The organism is Nonomuraea sp. NPDC050733 (genome assembly GCF_040654215.1).
Taxonomy (GTDB): Bacteria; Actinomycetota; Actinomycetes; order Streptosporangiales; family Streptosporangiaceae; genus Nonomuraea.
This window is the reverse complement of the sequence record NZ_JBFAHO010000003.1, coordinates 543855-564518: the sequence shown is the minus strand read 5'-3', so window position 1 is coordinate 564518 and position 20664 is coordinate 543855. Positions and strand designations below refer to the sequence as shown.

The window sequence follows — 20664 nt, the reverse complement described above, 5'->3', positions numbered from 1 at the left end:
GCCTGGCCGTACCGGCCGAACAGGTCGCCCTGCGCCCGGAGACCGCCGACATCTACGGGGTCAAGAGCCTCCCGGTCACCTGGGACGTGTGACCGCGAGACAGCCACACCGGGACGCGTACGGCCGCCCGGCCACCGCTGTGGTCGCTCGTCCCTCCCGCGCCGCACCACCCTGCCGATGGCGGCGATCGCCTCCCGCCGGCGGATCTGCTCGGCGATCCGTTGCGGCGCGCCACTGGCCGGCACCTCGATTTCGCTGCCGCTGGTCAACGGCGCGCCCATCAAGTAAGAGCAAGATCGACATTCACGTGTCGTCCCGAGCTCGGCACCGTTCCCCAGGCCCTCGCCGGCGCCGGTCGCCCCACCCTGTTCACTCAGAGGGCCGCTGAGCGAGACTTTTCGTTCGCAGGCTGGTCCCCCCGGCTCAGTGATGGTCGTCGGCCTGCTGGTCTGCCCCGTGCTGAGGTGGCTCCTCCGTCGGGAACAGGATGATGCTCAAAAGGTGGGGGCTGCGGCCGGGCGCGGGTTTGTTGCCTGCCCTGGAGGCCAGGACGTCGCGTAGCTCGTCGACCATCTCGGCGAGCTCGCCTGAGGTGAGCCAGATGGTGCCCTGCCGGTAGCCGACGGAGTCGGCGGTCGGGTCGGCTCCGTCCCGGTCGAGGTAGGCGTTGAACTCGGCGTGCAGGGCGGCCATGGCTGCGGCGAACCCATGACGGTGCTCGTCCAGGGACATCGAAGCGGCCATGCCGGCGTCGATCCCCGCGCGCTCGCGACGCAGCCGGTAGTGGCGTTCGACGGCACCGTGCACACGCTGCTCGTCGACGACGTCCAGAACTCCCGCCTCGGCCAGCAGGCCGACATGCCGGTACACCGTGGTCTTGGGGACGTCGGGCAGGCCGGCGCACAGGTCGGATGTGGTGTGGGTACGACCGCCGGACATGGCGTGCACGATGCGAAGCCGGACCGGGTGCAGGAGCAGATCAAGGGTGTCCACGGTTCCTACGATCCCATATCTGGTACCTTTCCTAAAATTGGAAATGCAGGCGCCAGCGGCCTGGCGATGGGCGCGACCCCGAAAGGCGCACTCTTGCCTCCGCCAAGTCGGCGCCGACAGCGAAGGAGCCAGCGATGCAACGTCAGGCAGCCGAGGCGACGCCGTCGGTAGGACGGCACTACCAGGTCAGGGATCGGAAACTGTTCCTCCACCGTTCGGGCAGCGGGGACCCGGCGGTGGTGTTCCTGCCCGGGGCCGGCTCATCCGGAATGGACGGCTTCATCGTTCAACAGCGGGCCGCTGAACTCACCACGAGCGTGCTCTACGACCGGGCCGGAACGGGGTGGAGCGACCGGGCCGAGCTGCCACGCACCTCCACCCAGGTCACCGACGAGCTGCGCGAACTGCTGCGGATCGCCGGCGTGCCCGCTCCCTACCTGCTGGTCGGTCATTCTCTCGGCGGCCTCTACGCACGCCACTATGCGCAGCGTTTCCCCGACGAGGTGGCGGGGTTGGTCCTTGTGGAGCCCGAGCACGAGGACTACGACTCCTACATGCCCAAGGAACTGAACGAGCTGTATCAGACATGGGACCCCGACGAGGCGGTGCCTGACGAGTTGCCCGACGAAATCATCGAGTTCTATCGCGGCCTGTTCGCGCGGGAGCTGGCCGACTGGCCGCAAGAGATCCGCGAGCCGCTGATCGAACGTCACGTCAGCCCGGAATGGCTGAAGATCGGCGGCCAGGAGGCGGCCAACCGGTACCAACTCCATGACGAGGTACGCAACGCGGGAGCGATGCCCGACGTCCCGCTGATCGTGCTCACCGCCACGGCGATCGACCCCTTCAAAGAAGCGGTCACCCAGGGCATACCCACATCGCTCCTCCACGAGGAGGCCGAAGCGAAAACGCGGCTCTACACCGCGCTGGCCAAATCGGTTACTCACGGCGAGAACCGCGTTATCGACAACGCCGGCCACCTCACCGTCATATTCCGGCGTCCCGACGCCGTTCTCCAAGCGATCCAAGACCTACTCGGCAGCTGATCAGGACAGCGCCTCCACGGCGGTCACGAGATCTCGATGGTGAGGATCTTGTGGCCGTACCGCCCCTCGCCCTTGACGTGCAGCTCGGTCTCGAACTCCGAGGCGTCCGGCACCGACACCTCCACGAACATGATGGGCTCGGCGCTCCGTAGTCGGTGGTATATCCACTGTTCGCACAGCTTCTCGTTGTACTCCGCCTGGTCGCGCCTGTCGGGTTCGTTGGCGATCAGGTGGATCTCCCCGGACGCCGAGGCTTTTCCACGCGTCCATCCCCGCGCTCTCGCCCTCGCCGCCGGCCACGACCTGCACCTCGACCACGCCACGACCAGTCACGTGGACCAGACGCTACGCCCAGACGACCTGGTCGTGGCCGTCTGCGACACCGCCCACGAGCAGCTCGCCGACCTCGACCGGCTGCACCGGTCCATCCCCCACCCGGTTCCCACCGCACGCGCGCCGGGGGTCAGCGTGACCGGCTACACACCCGCGCCAGTCCTGTACGGCGGGCGCGTTGAGCTGCGATTACAGCAGCCCACGGCCCCCTTCTGGCGTATGCCGGCCGCTCCGCTCGTAGGACGTGCCGCATGCCTCGGCCGTTCGGCTCAGTCCCAGGTTGCGGAAGATCTTCGGGCAACCCATGGAGCGGGCCAAGCGTATGGATGGTCGTGACTTCGAATCCATGGACCAATCGAATGATGTTCGAGACCGCGCCGGCCCGGCGGCCGCTCCCCATGGGGGCCAACTGGCACGCCAGGGCGCTGTCGACTTCCACCCGTCTCTGGCGGTTCGGGCAGGGTGTCCGTGACCGAGCCGGCGATGGGGCTCTCCCGGTCGCGTGCCCGACCGGCTCTCGGCCGCCGGCCTGGTCGAACTCGACTGGAAAGAGGCGCAGCGTGGACGGCTGCCGCGCTGCTGCCGGCTGACCGATGACGGCGCGCCACGGCGCTCGGGGGAGAGGCCGTATCGCCAGCGTGCTGTCTCATCCTCGCGGGTCGTGCGGGACCTGCCCGGCGGGTCCGGGACCGCGCCCCTGATTTCCAAGGCCCCTGATTTCCAAGGCCGGGGAAACGCCGGGATAGGCGGCAAGGCGATCGGGTTTCCGGGTCATCTTCGCCGACCCCGGAAAACGAGATCCACGCGCCCTCCCCGCATGTCGACCGAGAAACTCAGCAACGACCAACTATGGGCTCAGACCACTTGAGAATTAAAAAAGGCTCAGTAGAGGTTCTCAAAATTTCTGACTTCGACAACTTCGACGGACGTGTGCAACGCGTATCCCGGTCATCGGGGCGCGCGGTCGCCCCCGACCTCGACGCCAGGCCCACCGCTGACGCCGCGGTCGTCGTCGCGTCGACCGGTCCGCTGCGCGGTACCGGAAGGGCGTTCGTCCACAGGGACGGCGCCCGGGTTCCAGGACCCGGGGGAGTGGTGAAGTCCGCGGCGAAGCGATGCGCCGCAGTTGTGACGGCGGACGACTTGGTGGCCATGTGCGGGGCCGGAGGATGACGTTTTCCGTTCCGATCGTTCTCGTGAGCGCGATTCCCTCATTACGAGTAACGCCCTTCCGCATCGTCGAGATCGTCACGACGGCGCAGGTGATCCAGCGGAAAGGCGAGCTGGCCGATGGCGTTCACCTCGCCCTTGTGGATCCCGGTCTGACACCCGGCGACGACGACATCATTTCCGCTCTCCATCTGCGCAATGCCGGGAAAACGGCGGTGGTGGGCAATCCCGAACTCGTTTCCGGCGACCTCGTCGAGCCGATCCATGCGTACATGGCGTCCTGTCGGTCCGCCGCGACGCCTGTTCGGACAGAGGTCCTGCTCATGGAGGACGCGCTGCCGCTGTACGGCGACATAGGCCGAATCGTGGAAGCTTTCGAAAGGCAGACAAGATGATGGACCTGTTTCCCAAGCCCCTGCGCGTCGCGCTGCTCCTCGGCGGCGCGAGCGCCGAACGTGACGTGTCGATGGCCTCCGCGGCGGAGGTCATTCCAGCCCTGCGCGGGCGCGGCCACAGCGTTGACGTCTTCGACACCGTCAAGGGCAGGCTCGGTCCTGCCGACGAGGCGCGTGTGTTGACGGCGAGGGTGGGAAGCGCGCCGCCCGACCTGGCTCTGCGACCCGTCGCGGGTATGGTGCCCCGACTGGTGGAAGAACTGCTGGGCGCGGACGTGGTCTTCCTCGCCCTGCACGGCGGAGCGGGGGAGAACGGGGTCGTCCAGGCGATCCTGGACTCGGTGGGGCTGCGCTACACCGGCAGCGGCCACCTCGCCAGCGCCATGGCCATGGACAAGCACCTCAGCAAGCGACTGTTCCGCGCAGCGGCCGTACCCACTCCGGACTGGGTGCTGCTGGAACCGGACGACGATCCTGACAGCATCCCCTTCGAGATCACCCCCAGCAGCCCGGTGATCGTCAAACCGAACGCACAGGGCTCCACCATCGGCCTGACCCTGGTGGAGAAGCCGCAGACCCTGCACGACGCCGTGAGAACCGCACGGATGCACGACACCGACGTGCTCGTCGAGCGCTTCGTAGCCGGACGGGAGTTCGTCGTCGGCATCCTCGACGGAAGACCGCTTGCCGTGGGGGAGATCAAGCTGCGCGACAAGGCGATCTTCGACTACGAGGCCAAGTACCAGGTGGGTGGCGCCCTGGAGATCTTCCCGGCCGACATCTCCGCGGCATTGACGGCCGAACTGCAGGAACTGGCGGTGCGGGCTCACGAGAGCCTCAAAGTGGGCTCCTACAGCCGCGTGGACTTCCGGCAGGACGAGGAGGGGCGCCTCTGGTGCCTGGAGGTGAACACGTTGCCCGGCCTGACCGCCACCAGCCTCTTCCCCCAGTCGGCGCAGGCAGCGGGGATCACGTTTCCCGAACTGTGCGAGCGTATCTGCCGATCGGCGTCGGGCGGGTGACGGCCGTCGAGTTCGAGCACGTCGCCATCAGGGAGAACGGGGATCCCCTGGTGGATCTGCGTTCCTACCCCTTCGATCTGTGCCCCTCCTATTTTCGCCGGGGCCTGTCACCGACCAGCGCGATGCGCCTGCGTCGCACGGTCGCCGACATGCTGGTCGGCATTCAGCGCGACCTGGCTCCGCTGACCTTCAGGATCTGGGACGGTCACCGGCCGCGGTCAGTGCAGAGCGCCATCTATCAGCACTACCTCGCGGATCTTCGAGTCGCGTACCCGGAGAAGGAAGAGGCCGAACTGAGGAAGGAGGCGGAGATCTTCGTCACCGAGCCGGCAGACCCGCGACGCGTCCCTCCGCACGCCACCGGCGGCGCGGTGGATCTGACGCTCCTGGACAGGGCCGGCCACGAGCTCGACATGGGGACGGCCTTCGATCACTTCGGCCCCGAGTCGGCGGCCCTCTATTTCGAGGAGCGCGCTGGAAGTCCCGGGATCAGGGACAACCGGCGGAGGTTACGGGACGCCATGATCGGGGCGGGCTTCCGCTGTGATGCCGACGAGTGGTGGCATTTCGACTTCGGCAACCAGATCTGGGCGGCGCACTACAAGGAGCCCGAAGCCTTCTACGGCGAGATCGACCACTGAGCTCTTTCCACCCTGACGCCGCTGGTCACGGCTGGTTTGCGCAGAGCGGTGACGGATGAGAGGAGCCTCCCATGCGAACAGCAGTCGGCCAAGATCCGATGCTCCGACCGGGAGTCTCGTCGAGGGTGGAACCGGCGTTGCCGATGGCCCACACGGCGCCGGGGAATATCCGATCGTGCACGGCCCGGTCGAGCAGCCGAGTGTCGGCCGGGTGGTCGGTCACCCAGCATTGAGGGCTGGAGGACGATCGTGGCGTCCGTCGCTCAGCCGGGATCGGCGCAGAGTTGGGAGGTCAAGGTGGTGCGGGCCCACTCTTCCCACGTGTCCGGTGACCAGCCGCGGTCGCGGACGAAGATCAGGTAGAGCTGCGGGCTGAGCAGGCCGAACAGCAGGTCTGCCGTCATCTCGATGGAGAGGCCGGGACGGGCGTCGGGCTTGCCGATCAGGGCTTCGGCCGCTGCGTGCTGCACGGTGTAACGCGGGTCGGGGCCGTCCGGCCATTGCGCGGCGATCTCGGGGTCGGTGGCCGCGGCAGCCGCGATCAGCGGGACGATCGGGGCGACCCGGCCTAGGATCTCGCGGGTGCCGTGGACGTGCGCGCGCAGCTGCCCGGCTGCGGTGGGTTCGGCGCAGGCGGCGCGAAACCATTCACGATCCATGGTGGCGACCGGCTGGGTATCCCCGGCGATGGACGTGTCGACGACGTCCTTGAACAGCGTGCGCTTGTTGTGGAAGACGAAGTAGACCGTCTGGACGGCCACGCCCGCCCGGTCCGCTACTTCCTGCAGGCTCGTCGCCCCGTAGCCCTGCGCGACGAACAGCTCGCGAGCCGCCTCGACGATCTTCTTGTGCGTGAGGCGTGAGCGCTCGGCTCGCTTGTCCGGCCGCTTGACTCTGTCCATATTGTAAGTGTATCTCTAAAGCACGTCACTAGAGTGTAACTCTATATTTGGAGGGGACGATGGACCAGTCCAGCACCACCCAGAGACCCGACCTGGACCAGACCACAACGCAGGGAGCCGAGGAAGAGGAGCTCGTCCACCGCGCGCTGGAGGGTTACTACCGCGCCGGCAAGGCGCCGTGGGACACCGGCGTGACGCCGCCCGAACTGGTCGCCTTGGTAGAGGGGCACGGCGCGCTGCCGCCCGGCCGCGCCCTCGAACTCGGCTGCGGCACGGGGACCAACGCCACCTTCCTCGCACGGCACGGCTGGGAGGTGACAGGCGTCGACCTGATCGACATCGCCGTCGGTCAGGCCAGAGAGAAGGCCGAGGCGGCGAGAGTGGCGGTACGCCTGCTGCACGGAGACGCCACCCGCCTCGACGAGCTGGACGTGCCCGGCCCCTTCGACCTGTTCTTCGACCTGAGCTGCTACTGCGGGATCCCGCTGCATCGCCGTGATGCCTACGCCGCCGGGCTCACCCTCCGTGCCGCGCCGGGAGCGCGGTTGCTGATGTTCGGGTACGGCCCCGAGCCGCTCGGCAATCCGATCTCCGAGGTCACGTCGTGGGCGGCGGGCGTCACAGCCGATGAACTCCGCGCCAGGTTCTCCGGCTGGGAACTGCTCGACGTCACACCGGGCACCAACTCGGTGCCGACCTTCTGGTTCACGCTGCGCCGCGACGCCTAGCAATCTTCGGTCGCGAGTTTCTGCAGGTGGTCTGTGGCAAGTTTCACGCCGCCCGAGCAAGCTGCTGTGTGCACCTGTGTGCGGCTGCGTTGCCACGGTCCACCACAGGGGCGAGTGCCGCCCCAGGCCTTTGCAGCACTGTTATCGCCCAGGTCGGCCATGTGGCGGGGTCCGACGTCTGAACGCGTCTCTGTCGGCCACTCCTCCAACGTGGAGATCAAGGTGCCGGAAACCCAAGGATGGCGTTCATGCGGACGGTCAAATGATCAAGGGCCTAGCTCTCAATCCTGAGAACTAGGCCCTTCACCTGCGGCAACTATGTCGGGGTGGCGGGATTTGAACCCACGACCTCTTCGTCCCGAACGAAGCGCGCTGCCAAGCTGCGCTACACCCCGGTGCACGCCGTCTTGCGCGTGCTTGGAAAGTCTAGCGGACTTCGCGGGTACTTGTGACGCCGTCGCCGCCGGAGCCCCGAGGGCGGTGGGTCAGCGGCGCGGGACGAGGGTGAGCAGGGAAGCCTCCGGGAAGCAGGCGAAGCGGGCCGGGGCGTACGGCGAGGTGCCCAGACCGGCCGAGACGTGCAGCCAGGCCGAGTCGTGCCGGCTCAGACCCTTGACGCGGGCCCGGTCGATGCCGCAGTTGGTGACCAGCGCGCCGTAGAAGGGGACGCAGAGCTGGCCGCCGTGCGTGTGGCCGGCCAGCAGGAGCTGGTAGCCGTCGGCGGCGAAGCGGGTCATGTTGCGCGGCTCCGGCGAGTGCATGACGCCGAGCCGCAGGTCGGCGTCGGCCGGGGCCGGGCCCGCCACCCGGTCGTAGCGGTCGAGGTCGATGTGGGAGTCGTGGATGCCCGCCACCGCCACGTCGAGGTCGCCGACCTTGATCCGGGCCGTGGTGTTGTTCATGTCGAGCCAGCCCTCGGCGGCCATGCCGGCGCCCAGCTCCTCCCACGGCAGCGACGGGATGTGCTGCCTGCGGTCGTTCTTGGAGGTGCGCCACAGGTAGCGGACCGGGTTCTTCGGCTTCGGCGCGTACAGGTCGTTGGAGCCGTAGACGAACAGGCCCGGGCGCGACAGCAGCGGCTCCAGGGCGTGCAGCAGGGCGGGGACCGCGTCGGGGTGGGCGATCGAGTCGCCGGTGTTGACGACGAGGTCCGGCTCCAGCGACCCGAGCGAGCGCACCCAGTTGATGAGCATGTCGCGGCGCGGCGTCAGGTGGAGGTCCGACAGGTGGAGAATGCGCACCGGTCGCCGGCCGCGCTCCAGGACCGGCACGTCGAAGCGGCGCAGCCGGAACCAGTTGCGCTCGACGACGGAGGCGTAGCCCAGCCCGGCAAGGCCGAGACCGAGCATGGACAGGGGCACAGCGACGGCTTTCCTCACGTACTCATGATGCCCGACAACGGGCACGTGCTGTCCGGCCAGACGGCAAGATGGACGTCATGAGCGCATTGAAGGACAAGCTGAAGGCCGATCTGACGGCCTCGTTGAAGAGCCGGGACGAGGTACGTCTCCGGACGGTTCGGATGGCCCTGGCCGCGGTGAACGTCGAGGAGGTCGCCGGCAAGGAGGCCAGGGAGCTCTCCGACGACGAGGTCGTCAAGGTGCTGACCAAGGAGGCCAAGAAGCGGCGCGAGGCGGCGGAGGCATTCCGCGGCGCGGGGCGGACCGAGCAGGCCGACGCCGAGCTGGCCGAGATGGCGGTGCTGGAGGAGTACCTGCCCGCGCAGCTCAGCGACGAGGAGCTCCAGGCGCTCGTCGCGGAGGCCGTCGCGGAGACCGGCGCGGCCGGTCCGCAGGCGATGGGGCAGGTCATGAAGGCGGTCAACCCGAAGGTGGCCGGGCGGGCCGAGGGCGGCCGCGTGGCCGCCGCGGTCCGCGCCCGCCTGGCTTCCCAGTAGCGCAGGGGCCCCCAGCCTCGGGCCCGCTGAAGCAGAGGCCCGCTGAAGCAAAGGCCCGCCGGCAGTGGCTCGGTGAAGCAGTGGCTCGGTGAACGCGAGAGGCCTCCGCGCGGGTGCGGAGGCCTCTGGTGAGATCAGTGTGGCGCCGGGGTCAGTGTCTGCGCCGCAGCTGGTCCTCGGTGATGGTGATCGGGCCCGTCGTGGTGTCGGTCGCCGGGCCGGTCTCGCCGCCGCGGCCCCGCCGCCGGCCGTTGCCCTGGTCGCCATGGTCGTCGGGGTTGTCGAGCTGGGTGCGCAGCTGGTCGAAGGGGTCCGTCGGCCCCTCGTCCTCCTGCTTCTTCTTGGGCTTGGGCGCGCAGTTCTCGCCGCAGCCGCCGAACCGCTCCTGGTTGACCGGGGTGAACTCGGGCGCCTCGACGCCCTTGAGCGCCCCCAGCATGGCCTGCTTCCAGATGCGGCCGGAGATCGTGGCGCCGTACACGTACGAGTAGGGCCGCCCGCCGATGGTGACGCCGATCAGCTTGTGCTTGAACGCGCCGCGCAGGTCGCCGAGGCTGACCGCGCTGGCCAGGTTCGGCGTGTAGCCGGCGAACCAGGCGGCGGTGTAGTCGTCCGTGGTGCCGGTCTTGCCGGCGGCGTCACGGCCGATGCCGCCGACCTCCTGCATCGTGCCCTTGGTGAACACGCCCGACAGGATGCCGCTGACGGCGTCGGCGACCTCCGGGTCCATGACCTTGGAGCACTTCGACTTGAACTGCTTGGCCTTGCCGTACCGGTCGGTGATCTCGGTGATGGCGAGCGGCTTGCAGTACTGGCCGCGCGAGGCGAAGACGGCGTAGCTGTTGGCCACCGTGACCGGGTCGACCTCGTTGATGCCGAGGGTGAACGTCTCGTACTCGCCGAGCTTGCCGCCGTCGGCGCGCTTGAGGCCGAGCCGCTTGGCCAGCTCGACCACCTTGCACAGGCCGACCCGCTCCTCCAGCTTGAGGAAGAACGTGTTGACCGAGCCCCAGGTCCCGGTCTGCAGGGTCTTGAAGCCGCCGCCGCCTTCGCTGGAGTTGTGCACCTCGTGGCTGGGGTCGCCGACCCGGTTGCCCTTGCAGTCGCGGAACGCGCCGTAGCTCGGAGCGCTGTAGCCGGCCGGCGACGGGAAGCCGTCGCCGTACTTGTAGCCCTCCTCCAGCGCCGCGGCCAGCGTGTACGCCTTGGCGGTCGAGCCCTGCTGGAAGCCGACGCCGCCGCCGTGCTTGGCGTCGGCGACGATGTTGTAGCTGACCTCGTTCTTCTTCTTGTTCCCGCCGAACTTGCGTGAGGCGGCCATGGCCTTGATCTCGCCCGTGCCCGGCACGATCATCGCCTGCGAGGCGGCCGGCTTGTCCTTGGTGCTGACGTACTGCTTGATCGCCTTCTCGGCGGCCGCCTGCATCTTCGGGTCGATCGTGGTCTTGATCTTGAGGCCGCCGCGCTGGAGCAGCTTCAGGCGCTCCTGCGGGGTCTTGCCGAAGCTCTCGTTGTTCAGGATCTCGTTCTGGACGTAGAGGCAGAAGTACGGGTACTTGCTCTCCTCGCAGCCGCCCGGGGCCGCGATGCCCTTGTAGCCGAGCTTCTTGGTCTTGGCCTCGGCGGCCTCCTGCGGCGTGATCTTGCCGAGCTGGGCCATCCGGTCGAGCACCGTGTTGCGCCGGTCGATGAGCGCCTTCTGGGCCTTCTTGCCGACGCTCGGGTCGGTGCGCGCCGGGTTCTGCACGGCGCCGGCCAGGGTGGCGGCCTGGACGAGGTTGAGCTCGGAGGCGGGCTTGTCGAAGAACCTCCTGGCCGCGGCCTGGACGCCGTGGGCGCCGGCGCCGAAGTACGCGATGTTGAGGTACTTCTCCAGGATCTGGTTCTTGGAGTACTTCTTCTCCATCGCCATCGCGTAGCGCAGCTCGTTGAGCTTGCGCGACACGGTCGGGGCGATGGCCGCCTGCTGCTCCTCGGGCGTCTCGGCCGCGTTGACCAGCACCTGCTTGACGTACTGCTGGGTGATCGACGAGCCGCCCTGGGTGACGCCGCCGGTCGTCATGTTCTTGACCAGCGCGCGTGCGGTGCCCTCGACGTCGATGGGGCCGTGCTGGTAGAAGCGGAAGTCCTCGATCGAGATCAGCGCCGTCTGCATGATCGGCGCGACCTTGTCCAGCGACACCGACTGGCGGTTCTCGAAGTAGAACTGGGCGATCTGCTTGCCGTTGGTGTCGTGCAGGGTGGTGCGCTCGGGCAGCGGAGGCTCCTCGAGGTTCTCCGGCTTGAGGTTGATCTCCTTCATCGCCGTGTTCGCGGTGACGCCCGCGCCACCCACCGCCGGCAGCGCGATGGCTGCCGCCAGCACGCCCGCGGCCGCACCGGCGGCTATCAGGCGCACGATGTTCACGAACGGCGAGGAATGATCTTTACCCTGAGCTTGCACAGCATCCAGGGTACGTCGAAAGGGTGACCTTATCGGTAACTCGACCCCATTTCGCCTTGACTGACGGGGGTGACTAGTCATTCCCGGTCAACGGAGCGGCGAGAAATTGGTCCTCTGGGGTCTGTCGGCCCGAACGTCTAGTTGCGTACGTTCTCCTCTGCGGCAACTGAATACGGAGGCTCGGCGCCCGCGCCCGTCGGCCCCAAATGACGACTGACCACCTAAGGGGAGTGGGGTCGAAAATGTGGATCACGGATTGGACCTCCCGTGCCGCCTGTCGTGGTGCGGACCCGGACGCGCTGTTCGTCCAGGGTGCCGCCCAGAACAGGGCCAAGCTGATCTGCCGAGGATGCCCGGTCCGTACCGAATGCCTCGCCGATGCGCTGGACAACCGCATCGAGTTCGGGGTGTGGGGCGGTATGACCGAGCGGGAACGCCGGGCACTGCTACGGCGACGGCCTGATGTGGACTCGTGGCGAGAGCTGCTCGAGTCCGCCAAGGAAGAGTACGAACGCACCAATGAGCTGATCGCGGGCTGAGCTGCCCAGAGTACGGCCGGCGTACCACGCCGGCCGTACTCATGCGCTCGCCAGGAGCTCTCCGATCTGGCGCAGACCCGTGAGATCGTGGACGTCCTCGGACATGGCGCGGACCTGGACGACCGGCACCGTGGGATGCGCGGAGACGAAGTGCTCCTGCTCCCGGTGCTCGCGGGCCACGAGTTGCATCCTGCCGGTGTGCAGCCGCAGTACGGCGGCGGTCAGCTCGTGCTCGCCACGCGACTCCAGGTCCTCGGCCGCGGCGGCGCTGCGGGCCGCGGACAGGCCGTTCGCGGGCGCGTCGTGGACCCGGTTCACCACCAGGCCGGCGAGGGGCATGCGCTCCTCGGCGAGCCGCTCCACGAAGTACGACGCCTCGCGCATCGCGTCGCGCTCGGGCGCCGCCACCACCAGGAACGCGGTGCCGGGCGCCTGCAGCAGCTTGTACGTCAGCTCGGCGCGCTGCCGGAAGCCGCCGAAGACGGCGTCGAGCGCCGAGACGAACGTCTGCAGGTCCTTGAGCACCTGCGCGCCGAGCAGCTTGGTCATGGCCCCGGCCACCAGCCCGAACCCGGCGTTGAGCAGCTTGAACGCGCTGCGCCCGCCGGCCTTGGCCGGGGCGGTCAGCAGCCGGATGAACCTGCCGTCGAGGAACCTGCCGAGCCGTTCGGGCGCGTCCAGGAAGTCGAGCGCGGAGCGGGACGGCGGCGTGTCCACGATGATCAGGTCCCACTCGTCGGAGCGGCGGAGCTGACCGAGCTTCTCCATCGCCATGTACTCCTGCGTGCCGGAGAAGCTGGACGACAGCGACTGGTAGAAGGGGTTGGACAGGATCTGCCGGGCGCGCTCCGGGTCGGCGTGCGCCTCGATGATCTCGTCGAACGTCCGCTTCATGTCGAGCATCATGGCGTAGAGCTGGCCGCCGCCCTCGGGCGAGCTGACCAGCCGGGGCGTGTTGTCCAGCTCGGTGAGCCCCATCGACTGGGCCAGCCGCCTGGCCGGGTCGACCGTGAGCACGACCGCGCACCGGCCCCGCTCGGCGGCGCGCAGCCCCAGGGCGGCGGCCGTGGTGGTCTTGCCCACGCCGCCGGCGCCGCAGCAGACGATGATCCGGGTGCCGGGGTCGTCGATGATCGCGTCGATGTCGAGGGGGGCGGGCTTGGCGGGGCCCCTCTTCACGTCCTTCACGCTGCTCCCTGGGTGCGGATGCTCTCGGCCAGCTCGTACAGGCCGGCCAGGTCGACGCCGTCGGCGAGCAGCGGCAGGTCGTAGCTCGGCAGCGCCACCTCGGCCAGTGACGCGCGCTCGTCGTGTTCGAGCGCGGCGCGATGGGCGTACTCGACGACCTCGTCGGCCAGGGCCTCGGCCACGGACGCGGCGTCGGCTCCGTCGGCCAGCCCGGCCGCCTTGAGGCCCAGCGTCAGCTCGGCGACGTCGAATCTGCCCTTGACAGCCTTGTCAAGGGCGGTCCGGGGGAGCTGGGACTCGCGCACCATGTTGATGAAGACGCCCCCGGCGGGCAGGCCGGCCTCCCGCAGCTCGGCGACGCCGTCGAGCGTCTCCTGCACGGGCATCTCCTCCAGCAGGGTGACGAAGTGGACCGCCGTCTCCGGGGACTTCACGACACCGCTGACCAGGTCGGAGTGGTTCTTGATCGGCCCGACCTTGGCCAGGCCCGCCACCTCCTGGGTGACGTTCAGGAACCGGGTGATGCGGCCCGTCGGCGGGGCGTCCAGCACGACCGCGTCGTACACCCGCTTGCCGTTCTTCCCGCGCCTGCGCACGGCCTCGCTGGTCTTGCCCGTGACGAGCACGTCGCGGAAGCCTGGGGCGACGGTGGTGGCGAAGTCGACGACGCCCATCTTGGTCAGCGCCCGGCCGGCCCGGCGCATCCCGTAGAACATCTCCATGTACTCGAGCATGGCCTCCTCGGGGTCGACGGACAGCGCGTAGACATCGCCCCCCGAGGGGGCGACGGCGATCTTGCGCTCCTCGTACGGCAGGGGCGGCAGATCGAAGATCTGCGCGATGCCCTGACGGCCCTCGACCTCGACCAGCAGCACCTTACGGCCACCGGAGGCGAGGGCGAGAGCGAGGGCCGCGGCGACCGTGGTCTTGCCGGTGCCGCCCTTGCCGGTGACGACGTGCAGCCGCACGCCGTCCCAATCGGTGTCCCGAGACTCCACGATTCGAGGCTACCGAACGGTCATTTGCGGCCGGCCCACGACCACCGTTTGAGATTGCTCACACTGTGGTGCGCCGCGTTCAGCGGTGCACCACAGGCAGCCCCTAGGGTGACCCCCATGAAGAAATGGGAGTACCTCACCGCGCCGGTGCTGATCCACAACACCAAGATGATCCTGGACAACTTCGGAGCCGACGGCTGGGAGCTGGTCCAGATCGTGCAGGGCGCCTCGCCGGAGCAGCTCGTCGCCTACTTCAAGAGGGAGAAGCAGTGACCCCGGAGCAGAAGATCGTCGATCTCGGGCTGACGTTGCCCGAGGTGGTGCCGCCGCTGGCCGCGTACGTGCCGGCGGTGCGCACCGGTGACCTCGTCTACACCTCGGGTCAGGTGCCCATGGTCGAGGGCAAGCTGGCGCGCACCGGCAAGCTGGGCGCGGAGCTGACCGTGGACGAGGGCCGGGAGCTGGCCCGGATCTGCGCGCTCAACGCGCTGGCCGCGCTGAAGTCCGAGGTGGGTGAGCTGTCGTCGGTCGTCCGCGTCGTGAAGGTGGTCGTGTTCGTGGCCGGCGACCCGGGGTTCACCGAGCAGCCGCAGGTGGCCAACGGCGCGAGCGAGCTGCTGGCCGAGGTGCTCGGCGAGGCGGGCAGGCACGCGCGCAGCGCCGTCGGTGTGGCGTCGCTGCCGCTGGACGCGCCGGTCGAGGTGGAGCTGATCGCCGAGGTCTCCTGACACCCGAGGATCGCCACAGACCTCCCGAATACGGATATGTCACGATGACCGAGTGATGTTGTGAAGGAGGTCATGTGACTGGTCTGCCGCTTCCGAGCGACCTCGCCGCGCGCGCCAGGGACGTCCTGTCGGGTCGCGTCGCCCCCGCGCCGGCACGCGACTCCGCCACCGTGGTCGTCCTGCGTGAGGGACGGGACGGCGCCGAGGTCTACCTGCTGCGGCGGAAGTCCACGATGGCCTTCGCGGCGGGCGCGCACGTCTTCCCCGGCGGCACCGTCGACCCGCGCGACACCGACCAGGCCGTCGCCTGGGCCGGGCCGTCCACCGCGGAGTGGGGGCGGCTGCTCGGCGCGGACGAGGCGGTCGCGCGGGGGCTGGTGTGCGCGGCCGTACGGGAGACGTTCGAGGAGTGCGGGGTGCTGCTGGCCGGGCCCGACGAGGGCTCCGTGGTGGCCGACACCACCGGCGACGACTGGGAGGCCGACCGGCTCGCGCTCGTGGACCGGAGCCTGGCCTTCGCCGACTTCCTGGCCCGGCGCGGCCTCGTGCTCCGGTCCGACCTGCTCAAGCCGTGGGCGCACTGGATCACCCCGGAGATCGAGCCGCGGCGCTTCGACACCCGGTTCTTCGTCGCCGTGCTCCCCGAGGGGCAGCGCGCCCGCGACGTGGGCGGCGAGGCGGACCACGCCACGTGGCGGCGCCCGGACGAGGCCCTCGACCTGGCCCGCAGCGGGACGATCTTCCTCATGCCGCCCACGTACCGCACGCTGAGCGAGCTGGCCGCCCACCACGGCGTGGACGCCGTGCTGGCCGCCCCGCGCGAGATCGTCACGATCATGCCGCGGGTCGTGGAGGTCGGCGGCGAGCTGCGGCTGGTGGTCGCGTGAGCGGCCTGCGCATCCCGATCGGCACGCCTGACGGCTCCCGCACCGAGCACGCCGAGAACCTCCTCGCCCCCAACCCGTCGGCCATGACCCTCGACGGCACCAACACGTGGGTCGTCGGCGGCCCCGACGAGGTGATCGTCGTGGACCCGGGCCCGGACGACGAAGGGCACCTGAGCCGGGTCCGGGAAAGCCTGGGGGAGCGCCGGGTCAGCGAGATCCTGCTGACCCACGGCCACGTCGACCACAGCGGCGGCGCCAGGAGCTTCGCCGGCATGGTGAACGCCCCCGTACGGGCCCTGGACCCGCGTCACCGGCTGGGCGGTGAGGGACTGGCCGACGGAGACGTGGTGAGCGCGGGCGGCGTGGAGCTCCACGTGTACGGCACGCCGGGGCACTCGTTCGACTCGCTCTGCTTCTGGTTGCCGGCCGACCGGGCGATGCTCACCGGCGACACCGTGCTCGGAAGGGGCACCACCGTCATCGCCCAGGACGGCGGCCTGACCGACTACCTGCGCAGCCTCGACCGCCTCAGGGCGGCAGCCGAGAGCCTGGAGGCACAGGCGCTGCTGCCCGGCCACGGCCCGGTGCTGCCCGACCCGATCGCGGCGCTCGACGGCTACATCGCGCACCGGCGGCAGCGCCTCGACCAGATCAGGGCGGCCATGGCGCAGGGCGCGCGCACACCGCGCGACATCGTCGCGCTCGTGTACGCGGACGTGGACCGGTCGCTCTGGCCCGCCGCCGAGATGTCGGTACGGGCCCAGCTCGACTACCTGGAGCGGTTGTAGAGCCGGTCCATGTCGAGGATGACCACGGCCTTGGCCTCGATGCGCAGCCAGCCGCGCTGCGCGAAGTCGGCCAGGGCCTTGTTGACGGTCTCGCGGGAGGCGCCGACGAGCTGGGCCAGCTCCTCCTGGGTGAGGTCGTGGTGGACGCGCAGGCCGTCCTCGGCCTTGGTGCCGAACCGCTCGGCGAGGTCGAGCAGCTGCTTGGCCACCCGTCCGGGCACGTCGGTGAACACCAGGTCGGCCAGCACGTCGTTGGTGCGGCGCAGCCGCTGGGCCAGGGCGCGCAGCAGATGGAGCGCCACCTCCGGCCGGCCGGTCAGCCAGGGCCGCAGGTCGTCGTGGCCGAGCCCGGCCAGCCGCACGTCGGTCAGGGCGGTGGCGCTGGCCGTACGCGGGCGGGGGTCGAACAGCGACAGCTCCCCGAACATCTCACTGGGGCCGAGCACGCTCAGCAGGTTCTCGCGGCCGTCCGGGGACTGGCGCGAAAGCTTGATCTTGCCTTCGAGCACGACGTAGAGCCGGTCACCCGTCTCGCCCTCGTGGAAGAGCGTCTGTCCCTTCGACAGCTGGACCTCGGTGATGCTCGTCCGCAGCGCCGCGGCGCTCTCGCGGTCGAGCGCGGCGAACAGGGGGGCCTTGCCCAGCACATCTTCGGTGTTCACTCTGCCTCCTCTGCTGCCATTGTGACGCACCCCACTGAAGGTGCCGCACATAGGCTAGGGGAATGCCCCAAGAGTCAAGGCTCGCCCTTGTCCGTCGCGCCCGCAGGATGAATCGCGTCCTTGCGGAAACCTATCCCGACGCACACTGCGAGCTCGACTTCGGTACCCCGCTCGAACTGCTGGTAGCGACGATCCTGTCCGCTCAGTGCACGGACAAACGGGTCAACATGGTGACTCCTATCCTCTTTGCGAAGTATCCCACTGTGGAGGACTACGCCGCAGCGGACCCGTCCGAGATGGAGGAGATCATCCGCTCGACCGGGTTCTTCCGGGCCAAGACCAACAGCATCATCGGCATGGCCCGCACCGTGTCCGAGCGCTACGGCGGCGAGGTGCCCGGCAAGCTCAAGGACCTCGTCACGCTGCCCGGCGTCGGCCGCAAGACCGCCAACGTGGTGCTCGGCAACGCGTTCGGCGTCCCCGGCCTGACCGTGGACACCCACTTCCAGCGGCTCGTGCGCCGCTTCGGGTGGACCGACGAGACCGACCCGGTCAAGATCGAGCACTTCGTGGGGGAGCTGATCCCCAAACGGGAGTGGACGGTGTTCTCCCACCGGCTGATCTGGCACGGTCGCCGCATCTGCCACGCCCGCCGGCCCGCCTGCGGCGTGTGCCCGCTCGCCGCGCTCTGCCCGTCGTACGGCACCGGCCCGACCGACGCCGGGCAGGCCGCCAAGCTCGTCCGCCCCGGCCCCTTCTCGTGACCGGCTCCTCCTCCGCCGCCGGGCAGCCCGGCGGCGCGAAGCCCCGCGCCGGGAAGCCCGGCGGCGGCCGGCGTGTTGGAGAAGGCGTGATCGTGGTCCCCGACTGGCTCGACAGACTGGCCGCGCAGGCCGTACGGATTCCTGTGCCCGAAGGGCTGCGCCCGCCTGAACGAGGTGGTCGGCGTGCCGCGGTGCTGCTGCTCTTCGGCGAGGGCCCGCTCGGCCCCGACGTGCTGCTCATCCAGCGCAGCACGCGTGGCCGCAGGCACGCGGGCCAGCCCGCCTTCCCCGGCGGTGGCGTCGACCCCGACGACGGCGGGCCGGTCCAGGCGGCCCTGCGCGAGGCCGCCGAGGAGACCGGCCTCGAACCCGCCGGCGTCACCGTGCTGTGCTCCATGCCCGACCTGTACGTATGGCGCAGCGACAACCGCGTCACCCCCGTCGTCGGCTGGTGGCACGAGCCCTCGGCCGTCCACGCCGCCTCGCCCGACGAGGTGGACTCCGTGGAGCGGGTGCCGATCGCCGAGCTGGTCGACGCGGACAACCGGTTCACGCTGCGGCATCCGAGCGGCTTCGCCGGGCCGGCGTTCCGGGTGCGGGGGATGCTGGTGTGGGGGTTCACCGCGATGGTGCTGGACGTGGTGCTGCGCGAGGCCGGGCTGGAGCGGCCGTGGGACCGCGACCGGGTGGAGCCCATGCCCCCGGACGTCCTCGCGCGCGGCTGACCCGTCTGGGTTCGTCCGGTGGTTACGGCTCGTCGCCGCTCGCCAGGGCCAGGCCCATCGCGGCCCAGGCCGCCACGTCGGCGTCGCCGTCCGCCGCGAGCATCCGCAGCGCGTCCAGCCCCGCCTGGTCCGGCGGGTCGCCCAGGACGTGCTGGAGCGCGTACGCGGCGCCGTACCGCACCCTGGCGTCGGGGTGAGCGGTGAGGCCGATCACCGACGACAGCGAGCGCGGGTCGGCGAGGTGGCCGAAGGCGATGAGCACCGAGTAGAGCAGCATCGGGTCGTCCTCGACGGCCGCCAGACGGCGCAGCACCGGCAGGGCCCGGTCCACGAACGGCCGCAGCATGCCCATGACGTCGACGCCCAGCAGGCGCTCCTTCAGCGAGCCGGACTCGCACAGCCGCCTGGCCTCGACGAACGACTCCAGGTCGCTCCGCTGCCACAGCTCGGAGATCACGTGCCAGCGCAGCGGCCCGTCGGGATCGGCGTCGCGCAGAGCCGTCTCGACCAGGCTGCGGACGGTCCCGTCCAGCGGCGGCATAGCGCTCAAGGTAGTCAGGAGACGACGCTGCGCTCCGGCAAGACGTGCACACTTGACCCTATCGCTGGTTACCTTTGAAGCGTGCGCGGTGATCTGCTCGACCTCATCCTGATCGGCCTTGTGATCGCCTTTGGCGTGTCGGGTTACCGGCAGGGGTTCATCATCGGCGTCATGAGCTTCGTGGGGTTCATCGGCGGGGCCGTGCTCGGGGTGTTCATCGCGCCCCCGATCTCCAAGGCCGTGGTCGACGGCGACACCCCGCAGGCGCTGCTCGCGATCGTGATCGTGTTCCTGTCGGCGACGATCGGCCAGTTCGCCTCCTCCACGATCGGCGCCGTCGTGCGCAGCCACGTCACCTGGGAGCCCGCCAAGGTGGCCGACGCGGTCGGCGGCACGTTCGCCAGCGCCCTGTCGGTGCTGGTGATCGCCTGGCTGATCGGGTCGCTGGTCGTCTCCACGTCGTTCTCGCTGCTGGTCGAGCAGGTCAAGCAGTCCATGCTGCTGAGCACCGTGGACGAGGCCATCCCGCAGGCCGCGCGCAACTGGCAGCAGCCGTTCAAGAAGTTCATCGACCGCTCGGAGTTCCCGCCCGTCTTCGACGCGATCGGCGCCGGCCAGATCATCGACGTGCCGCCCGCGCCGCGCAGCATCCTCAAGGGCGCCGCGCTCGGCCGGGCGCAGCGGGCCATCGTCAAGGTGCAGGGCAACGCCGAGAGCTGCAACAAGCACATCGAGGGCACCGGCTTCGTCTACGCCAGGGACCGGATCATGACCAACGCGCACGTCGTCGCCGGCGTGACGCGGGACCTGACCGTCATCGACTCCGCCAACCAGCGCCACGACGCGACCGTGGTGCGCTACAACCCGAAGCGCGACATCGCCATCCTGTACGTGCCCGGCCTCGGCCTGCCGCAGCTCACCTTCGAGGGCGAGGCCGACAAGGGCGACAACGCCATCATCGCCGGGTTCCCCAAGGGGCAGGGCTTCACCGCCGAGCCGGCCCGCATCCGCAGCCGCCTCGAAGCCGAGGGGCCCGACATCTACCGCGCCAGCAACGTCACCCGGCAGGTCTACGCGATCCGCGGCAAGGTGCTGCCGGGCAACTCGGGCGGGCCGCTGCTCACGGTCGACGGCAAGGTGTACGGCGTGATCTTCGCCGCCGCGGTCAGCCAGGAGGACACCGGCTACGTGCTGACCGCCGGCGAGGTCCGGCCCGACGCCGACCAGGGCCGCAACGACACCTCGCCCGCCGGCACCCAGGAGTGCGACTGAGG

The 20664-nt window shown here is 69.6% G+C and carries 22 protein-coding genes and 1 tRNA gene; 14 read left to right on the top strand and 9 right to left on the bottom strand.

All coding sequences use genetic code 11. The features are described 5' to 3' along the window. Nucleotides 1-423: 423 nt before the first annotated feature. The gene (locus AB0H64_RS09520) at nt 424-993 is read right to left on the bottom strand and encodes a helix-turn-helix domain-containing protein (protein ID WP_357622126.1); all 570 of its coding nucleotides are present in this window, start codon (nt 991-993) and stop codon (nt 424-426) included. A gap of 134 nt (nt 994-1127) precedes the next feature. Between AB0H64_RS09520 and AB0H64_RS09515 the strand changes: the two genes are divergently transcribed. The 4 genes from AB0H64_RS09515 (at nt 1128) to AB0H64_RS09500 (ending at nt 5600) form a co-directional block, all read left to right on the top strand. Continuing rightward, nucleotides 1128-2039 carry an alpha/beta hydrolase gene (locus AB0H64_RS09515; protein WP_357622123.1) on the top strand — a complete coding sequence of 304 codons (912 nt, stop codon included), beginning with the start codon at nt 1128-1130 and terminating at the stop codon, nt 2037-2039. Nucleotides 2040-3568: 1529 nt separating this feature from the next. Beyond that, complete coding sequence (locus AB0H64_RS09510) at nt 3569-3937, top strand: hypothetical protein (protein ID WP_357622120.1); 369 nt, start codon at nt 3569-3571, stop codon at nt 3935-3937. After that, the gene (locus tag AB0H64_RS09505; protein ID WP_357622118.1) at nt 3934-4959 is read left to right on the top strand and encodes a D-alanine--D-alanine ligase; all 1026 of its coding nucleotides are present in this window, start codon (nt 3934-3936) and stop codon (nt 4957-4959) included. The genes AB0H64_RS09510 and AB0H64_RS09505 overlap by 4 nt, the downstream gene beginning before the upstream one ends. Then, a complete protein-coding gene (locus tag AB0H64_RS09500) occupies nt 4923-5600 on the top strand; it encodes a M15 family metallopeptidase (RefSeq protein ID WP_357622115.1) in 678 nt (225 codons plus the stop codon). Before AB0H64_RS09505 ends, AB0H64_RS09500 begins: the two co-directional genes overlap by 37 nt. Before the next feature lie 263 nt (nt 5601-5863). Here AB0H64_RS09500 and AB0H64_RS09495 read toward each other — a convergent pair whose 3' ends face one another. After that, nucleotides 5864-6502, bottom strand: coding sequence for a helix-turn-helix domain-containing protein (locus tag AB0H64_RS09495; RefSeq protein WP_357622113.1), 639 nt, complete (start codon nt 6500-6502; stop codon nt 5864-5866). A 59-nt stretch (nt 6503-6561) separates the two neighbouring features. Between AB0H64_RS09495 and AB0H64_RS09490 the strand changes: the two genes are divergently transcribed. Continuing rightward, nucleotides 6562-7230: a class I SAM-dependent methyltransferase gene (locus AB0H64_RS09490; RefSeq protein ID WP_357622109.1), complete on the top strand. Its 669-nt coding sequence runs from the start codon at nt 6562-6564 to the stop codon at nt 7228-7230. 321 nt (nt 7231-7551) lie between these two features. Here the strand turns inward: AB0H64_RS09490 and AB0H64_RS09485 are convergent. Both AB0H64_RS09485 and AB0H64_RS09480 read right to left on the bottom strand, forming a co-directional pair. Further along, nucleotides 7552-7625, bottom strand: a tRNA-Pro gene (locus AB0H64_RS09485). Nucleotides 7626-7715: 90 nt separating this feature from the next. Continuing rightward, a complete protein-coding gene (locus AB0H64_RS09480) occupies nt 7716-8579 on the bottom strand; it encodes a metallophosphoesterase (protein ID WP_357622180.1) in 864 nt (287 codons plus the stop codon). Between the two features lie 89 nt (nt 8580-8668). On the opposite strand from AB0H64_RS09480, the gene AB0H64_RS09475 reads away from it, so the two are divergent. Continuing rightward, a complete protein-coding gene (locus AB0H64_RS09475; protein ID WP_357622106.1) occupies nt 8669-9127 on the top strand; it encodes a GatB/YqeY domain-containing protein in 459 nt (152 codons plus the stop codon). A 151-nt stretch (nt 9128-9278) separates the two neighbouring features. Here AB0H64_RS09475 and AB0H64_RS09470 read toward each other — a convergent pair whose 3' ends face one another. Next, nucleotides 9279-11534 carry a transglycosylase domain-containing protein gene (locus AB0H64_RS09470; RefSeq protein WP_357622103.1) on the bottom strand — a complete coding sequence of 752 codons (2256 nt, stop codon included), beginning with the start codon at nt 11532-11534 and terminating at the stop codon, nt 9279-9281. Between the two features lie 278 nt (nt 11535-11812). On the opposite strand from AB0H64_RS09470, the gene AB0H64_RS09465 reads away from it, so the two are divergent. After that, nucleotides 11813-12109, top strand: a complete 297-nt coding sequence (locus tag AB0H64_RS09465; protein WP_148036282.1) for a WhiB family transcriptional regulator — start codon at nt 11813-11815, stop codon at nt 12107-12109. Nucleotides 12110-12148: 39 nt separating this feature from the next. Here the strand turns inward: AB0H64_RS09465 and AB0H64_RS09460 are convergent, their stop codons facing one another. Both AB0H64_RS09460 and AB0H64_RS09455 read right to left on the bottom strand, forming a co-directional pair. Further along, nucleotides 12149-13297: an ArsA family ATPase gene (locus AB0H64_RS09460; RefSeq protein WP_357622100.1), complete on the bottom strand. Its 1149-nt coding sequence runs from the start codon at nt 13295-13297 to the stop codon at nt 12149-12151. Continuing rightward, entirely contained in the window at nt 13294-14295 is a 1002-nt protein-coding gene (locus AB0H64_RS09455; RefSeq protein ID WP_357622098.1) for an ArsA-related P-loop ATPase, read from the bottom strand. The genes AB0H64_RS09460 and AB0H64_RS09455 overlap by 4 nt, the downstream gene beginning before the upstream one ends. Before the next feature lie 117 nt (nt 14296-14412). On the opposite strand from AB0H64_RS09455, the gene AB0H64_RS09450 reads away from it, so the two are divergent. From AB0H64_RS09450 to AB0H64_RS09435, 4 genes are all read left to right on the top strand, one after another. Next, nucleotides 14413-14568 (top strand): DUF4177 domain-containing protein, encoded by a 156-nt coding sequence (locus tag AB0H64_RS09450; RefSeq protein WP_217708645.1) that lies wholly within the window; start codon nt 14413-14415, stop codon nt 14566-14568. After that, nucleotides 14565-15023, top strand: coding sequence for a RidA family protein (locus tag AB0H64_RS09445; protein WP_357622093.1), 459 nt, complete (start codon nt 14565-14567; stop codon nt 15021-15023). The genes AB0H64_RS09450 and AB0H64_RS09445 overlap by 4 nt, the downstream gene beginning before the upstream one ends. Before the next feature lie 74 nt (nt 15024-15097). Then, the gene (locus AB0H64_RS09440; RefSeq protein ID WP_357622091.1) at nt 15098-15910 is read left to right on the top strand and encodes an NUDIX hydrolase; all 813 of its coding nucleotides are present in this window, start codon (nt 15098-15100) and stop codon (nt 15908-15910) included. Next, nucleotides 15907-16698, top strand: a complete 792-nt coding sequence (locus tag AB0H64_RS09435; protein ID WP_357622087.1) for an MBL fold metallo-hydrolase — start codon at nt 15907-15909, stop codon at nt 16696-16698. The genes AB0H64_RS09440 and AB0H64_RS09435 overlap by 4 nt, the downstream gene beginning before the upstream one ends. Here AB0H64_RS09435 and AB0H64_RS09430 read toward each other — a convergent pair. After that, on the bottom strand, nt 16680-17411 hold the full coding sequence (locus AB0H64_RS09430; protein ID WP_357622084.1) for a Crp/Fnr family transcriptional regulator: 732 nt from the start codon (nt 17409-17411) through the stop codon (nt 16680-16682). The two genes, AB0H64_RS09435 and AB0H64_RS09430, sit on opposite strands and share 19 nt — an antisense overlap. 11 nt (nt 17412-17422) lie before the next feature. On the opposite strand from AB0H64_RS09430, the gene nth reads away from it, so the two are divergent. Together nth and AB0H64_RS09420 are read left to right on the top strand one after the other, a co-directional pair. Then, complete coding sequence (gene nth / locus AB0H64_RS09425) at nt 17423-18124, top strand: endonuclease III (RefSeq protein ID WP_357622080.1); 702 nt, start codon at nt 17423-17425, stop codon at nt 18122-18124. Between the two features lie 86 nt (nt 18125-18210). Next, the gene (locus AB0H64_RS09420; protein ID WP_357622077.1) at nt 18211-18849 is read left to right on the top strand and encodes a CoA pyrophosphatase; all 639 of its coding nucleotides are present in this window, start codon (nt 18211-18213) and stop codon (nt 18847-18849) included. 22 nt (nt 18850-18871) lie between these two features. On the opposite strand, the gene AB0H64_RS09415 is transcribed toward AB0H64_RS09420, so the two are convergent. Beyond that, nucleotides 18872-19390, bottom strand: coding sequence for a HEAT repeat domain-containing protein (locus tag AB0H64_RS09415; RefSeq protein WP_357622074.1), 519 nt, complete (start codon nt 19388-19390; stop codon nt 18872-18874). A gap of 81 nt (nt 19391-19471) precedes the next feature. Here AB0H64_RS09415 and AB0H64_RS09410 point away from each other — a divergent pair, with 81 nt between their 5' ends. Continuing rightward, a complete protein-coding gene (locus tag AB0H64_RS09410; RefSeq protein ID WP_357622071.1) occupies nt 19472-20662 on the top strand; it encodes a MarP family serine protease in 1191 nt (396 codons plus the stop codon). Nucleotides 20663-20664 lie beyond the last annotated feature (2 nt).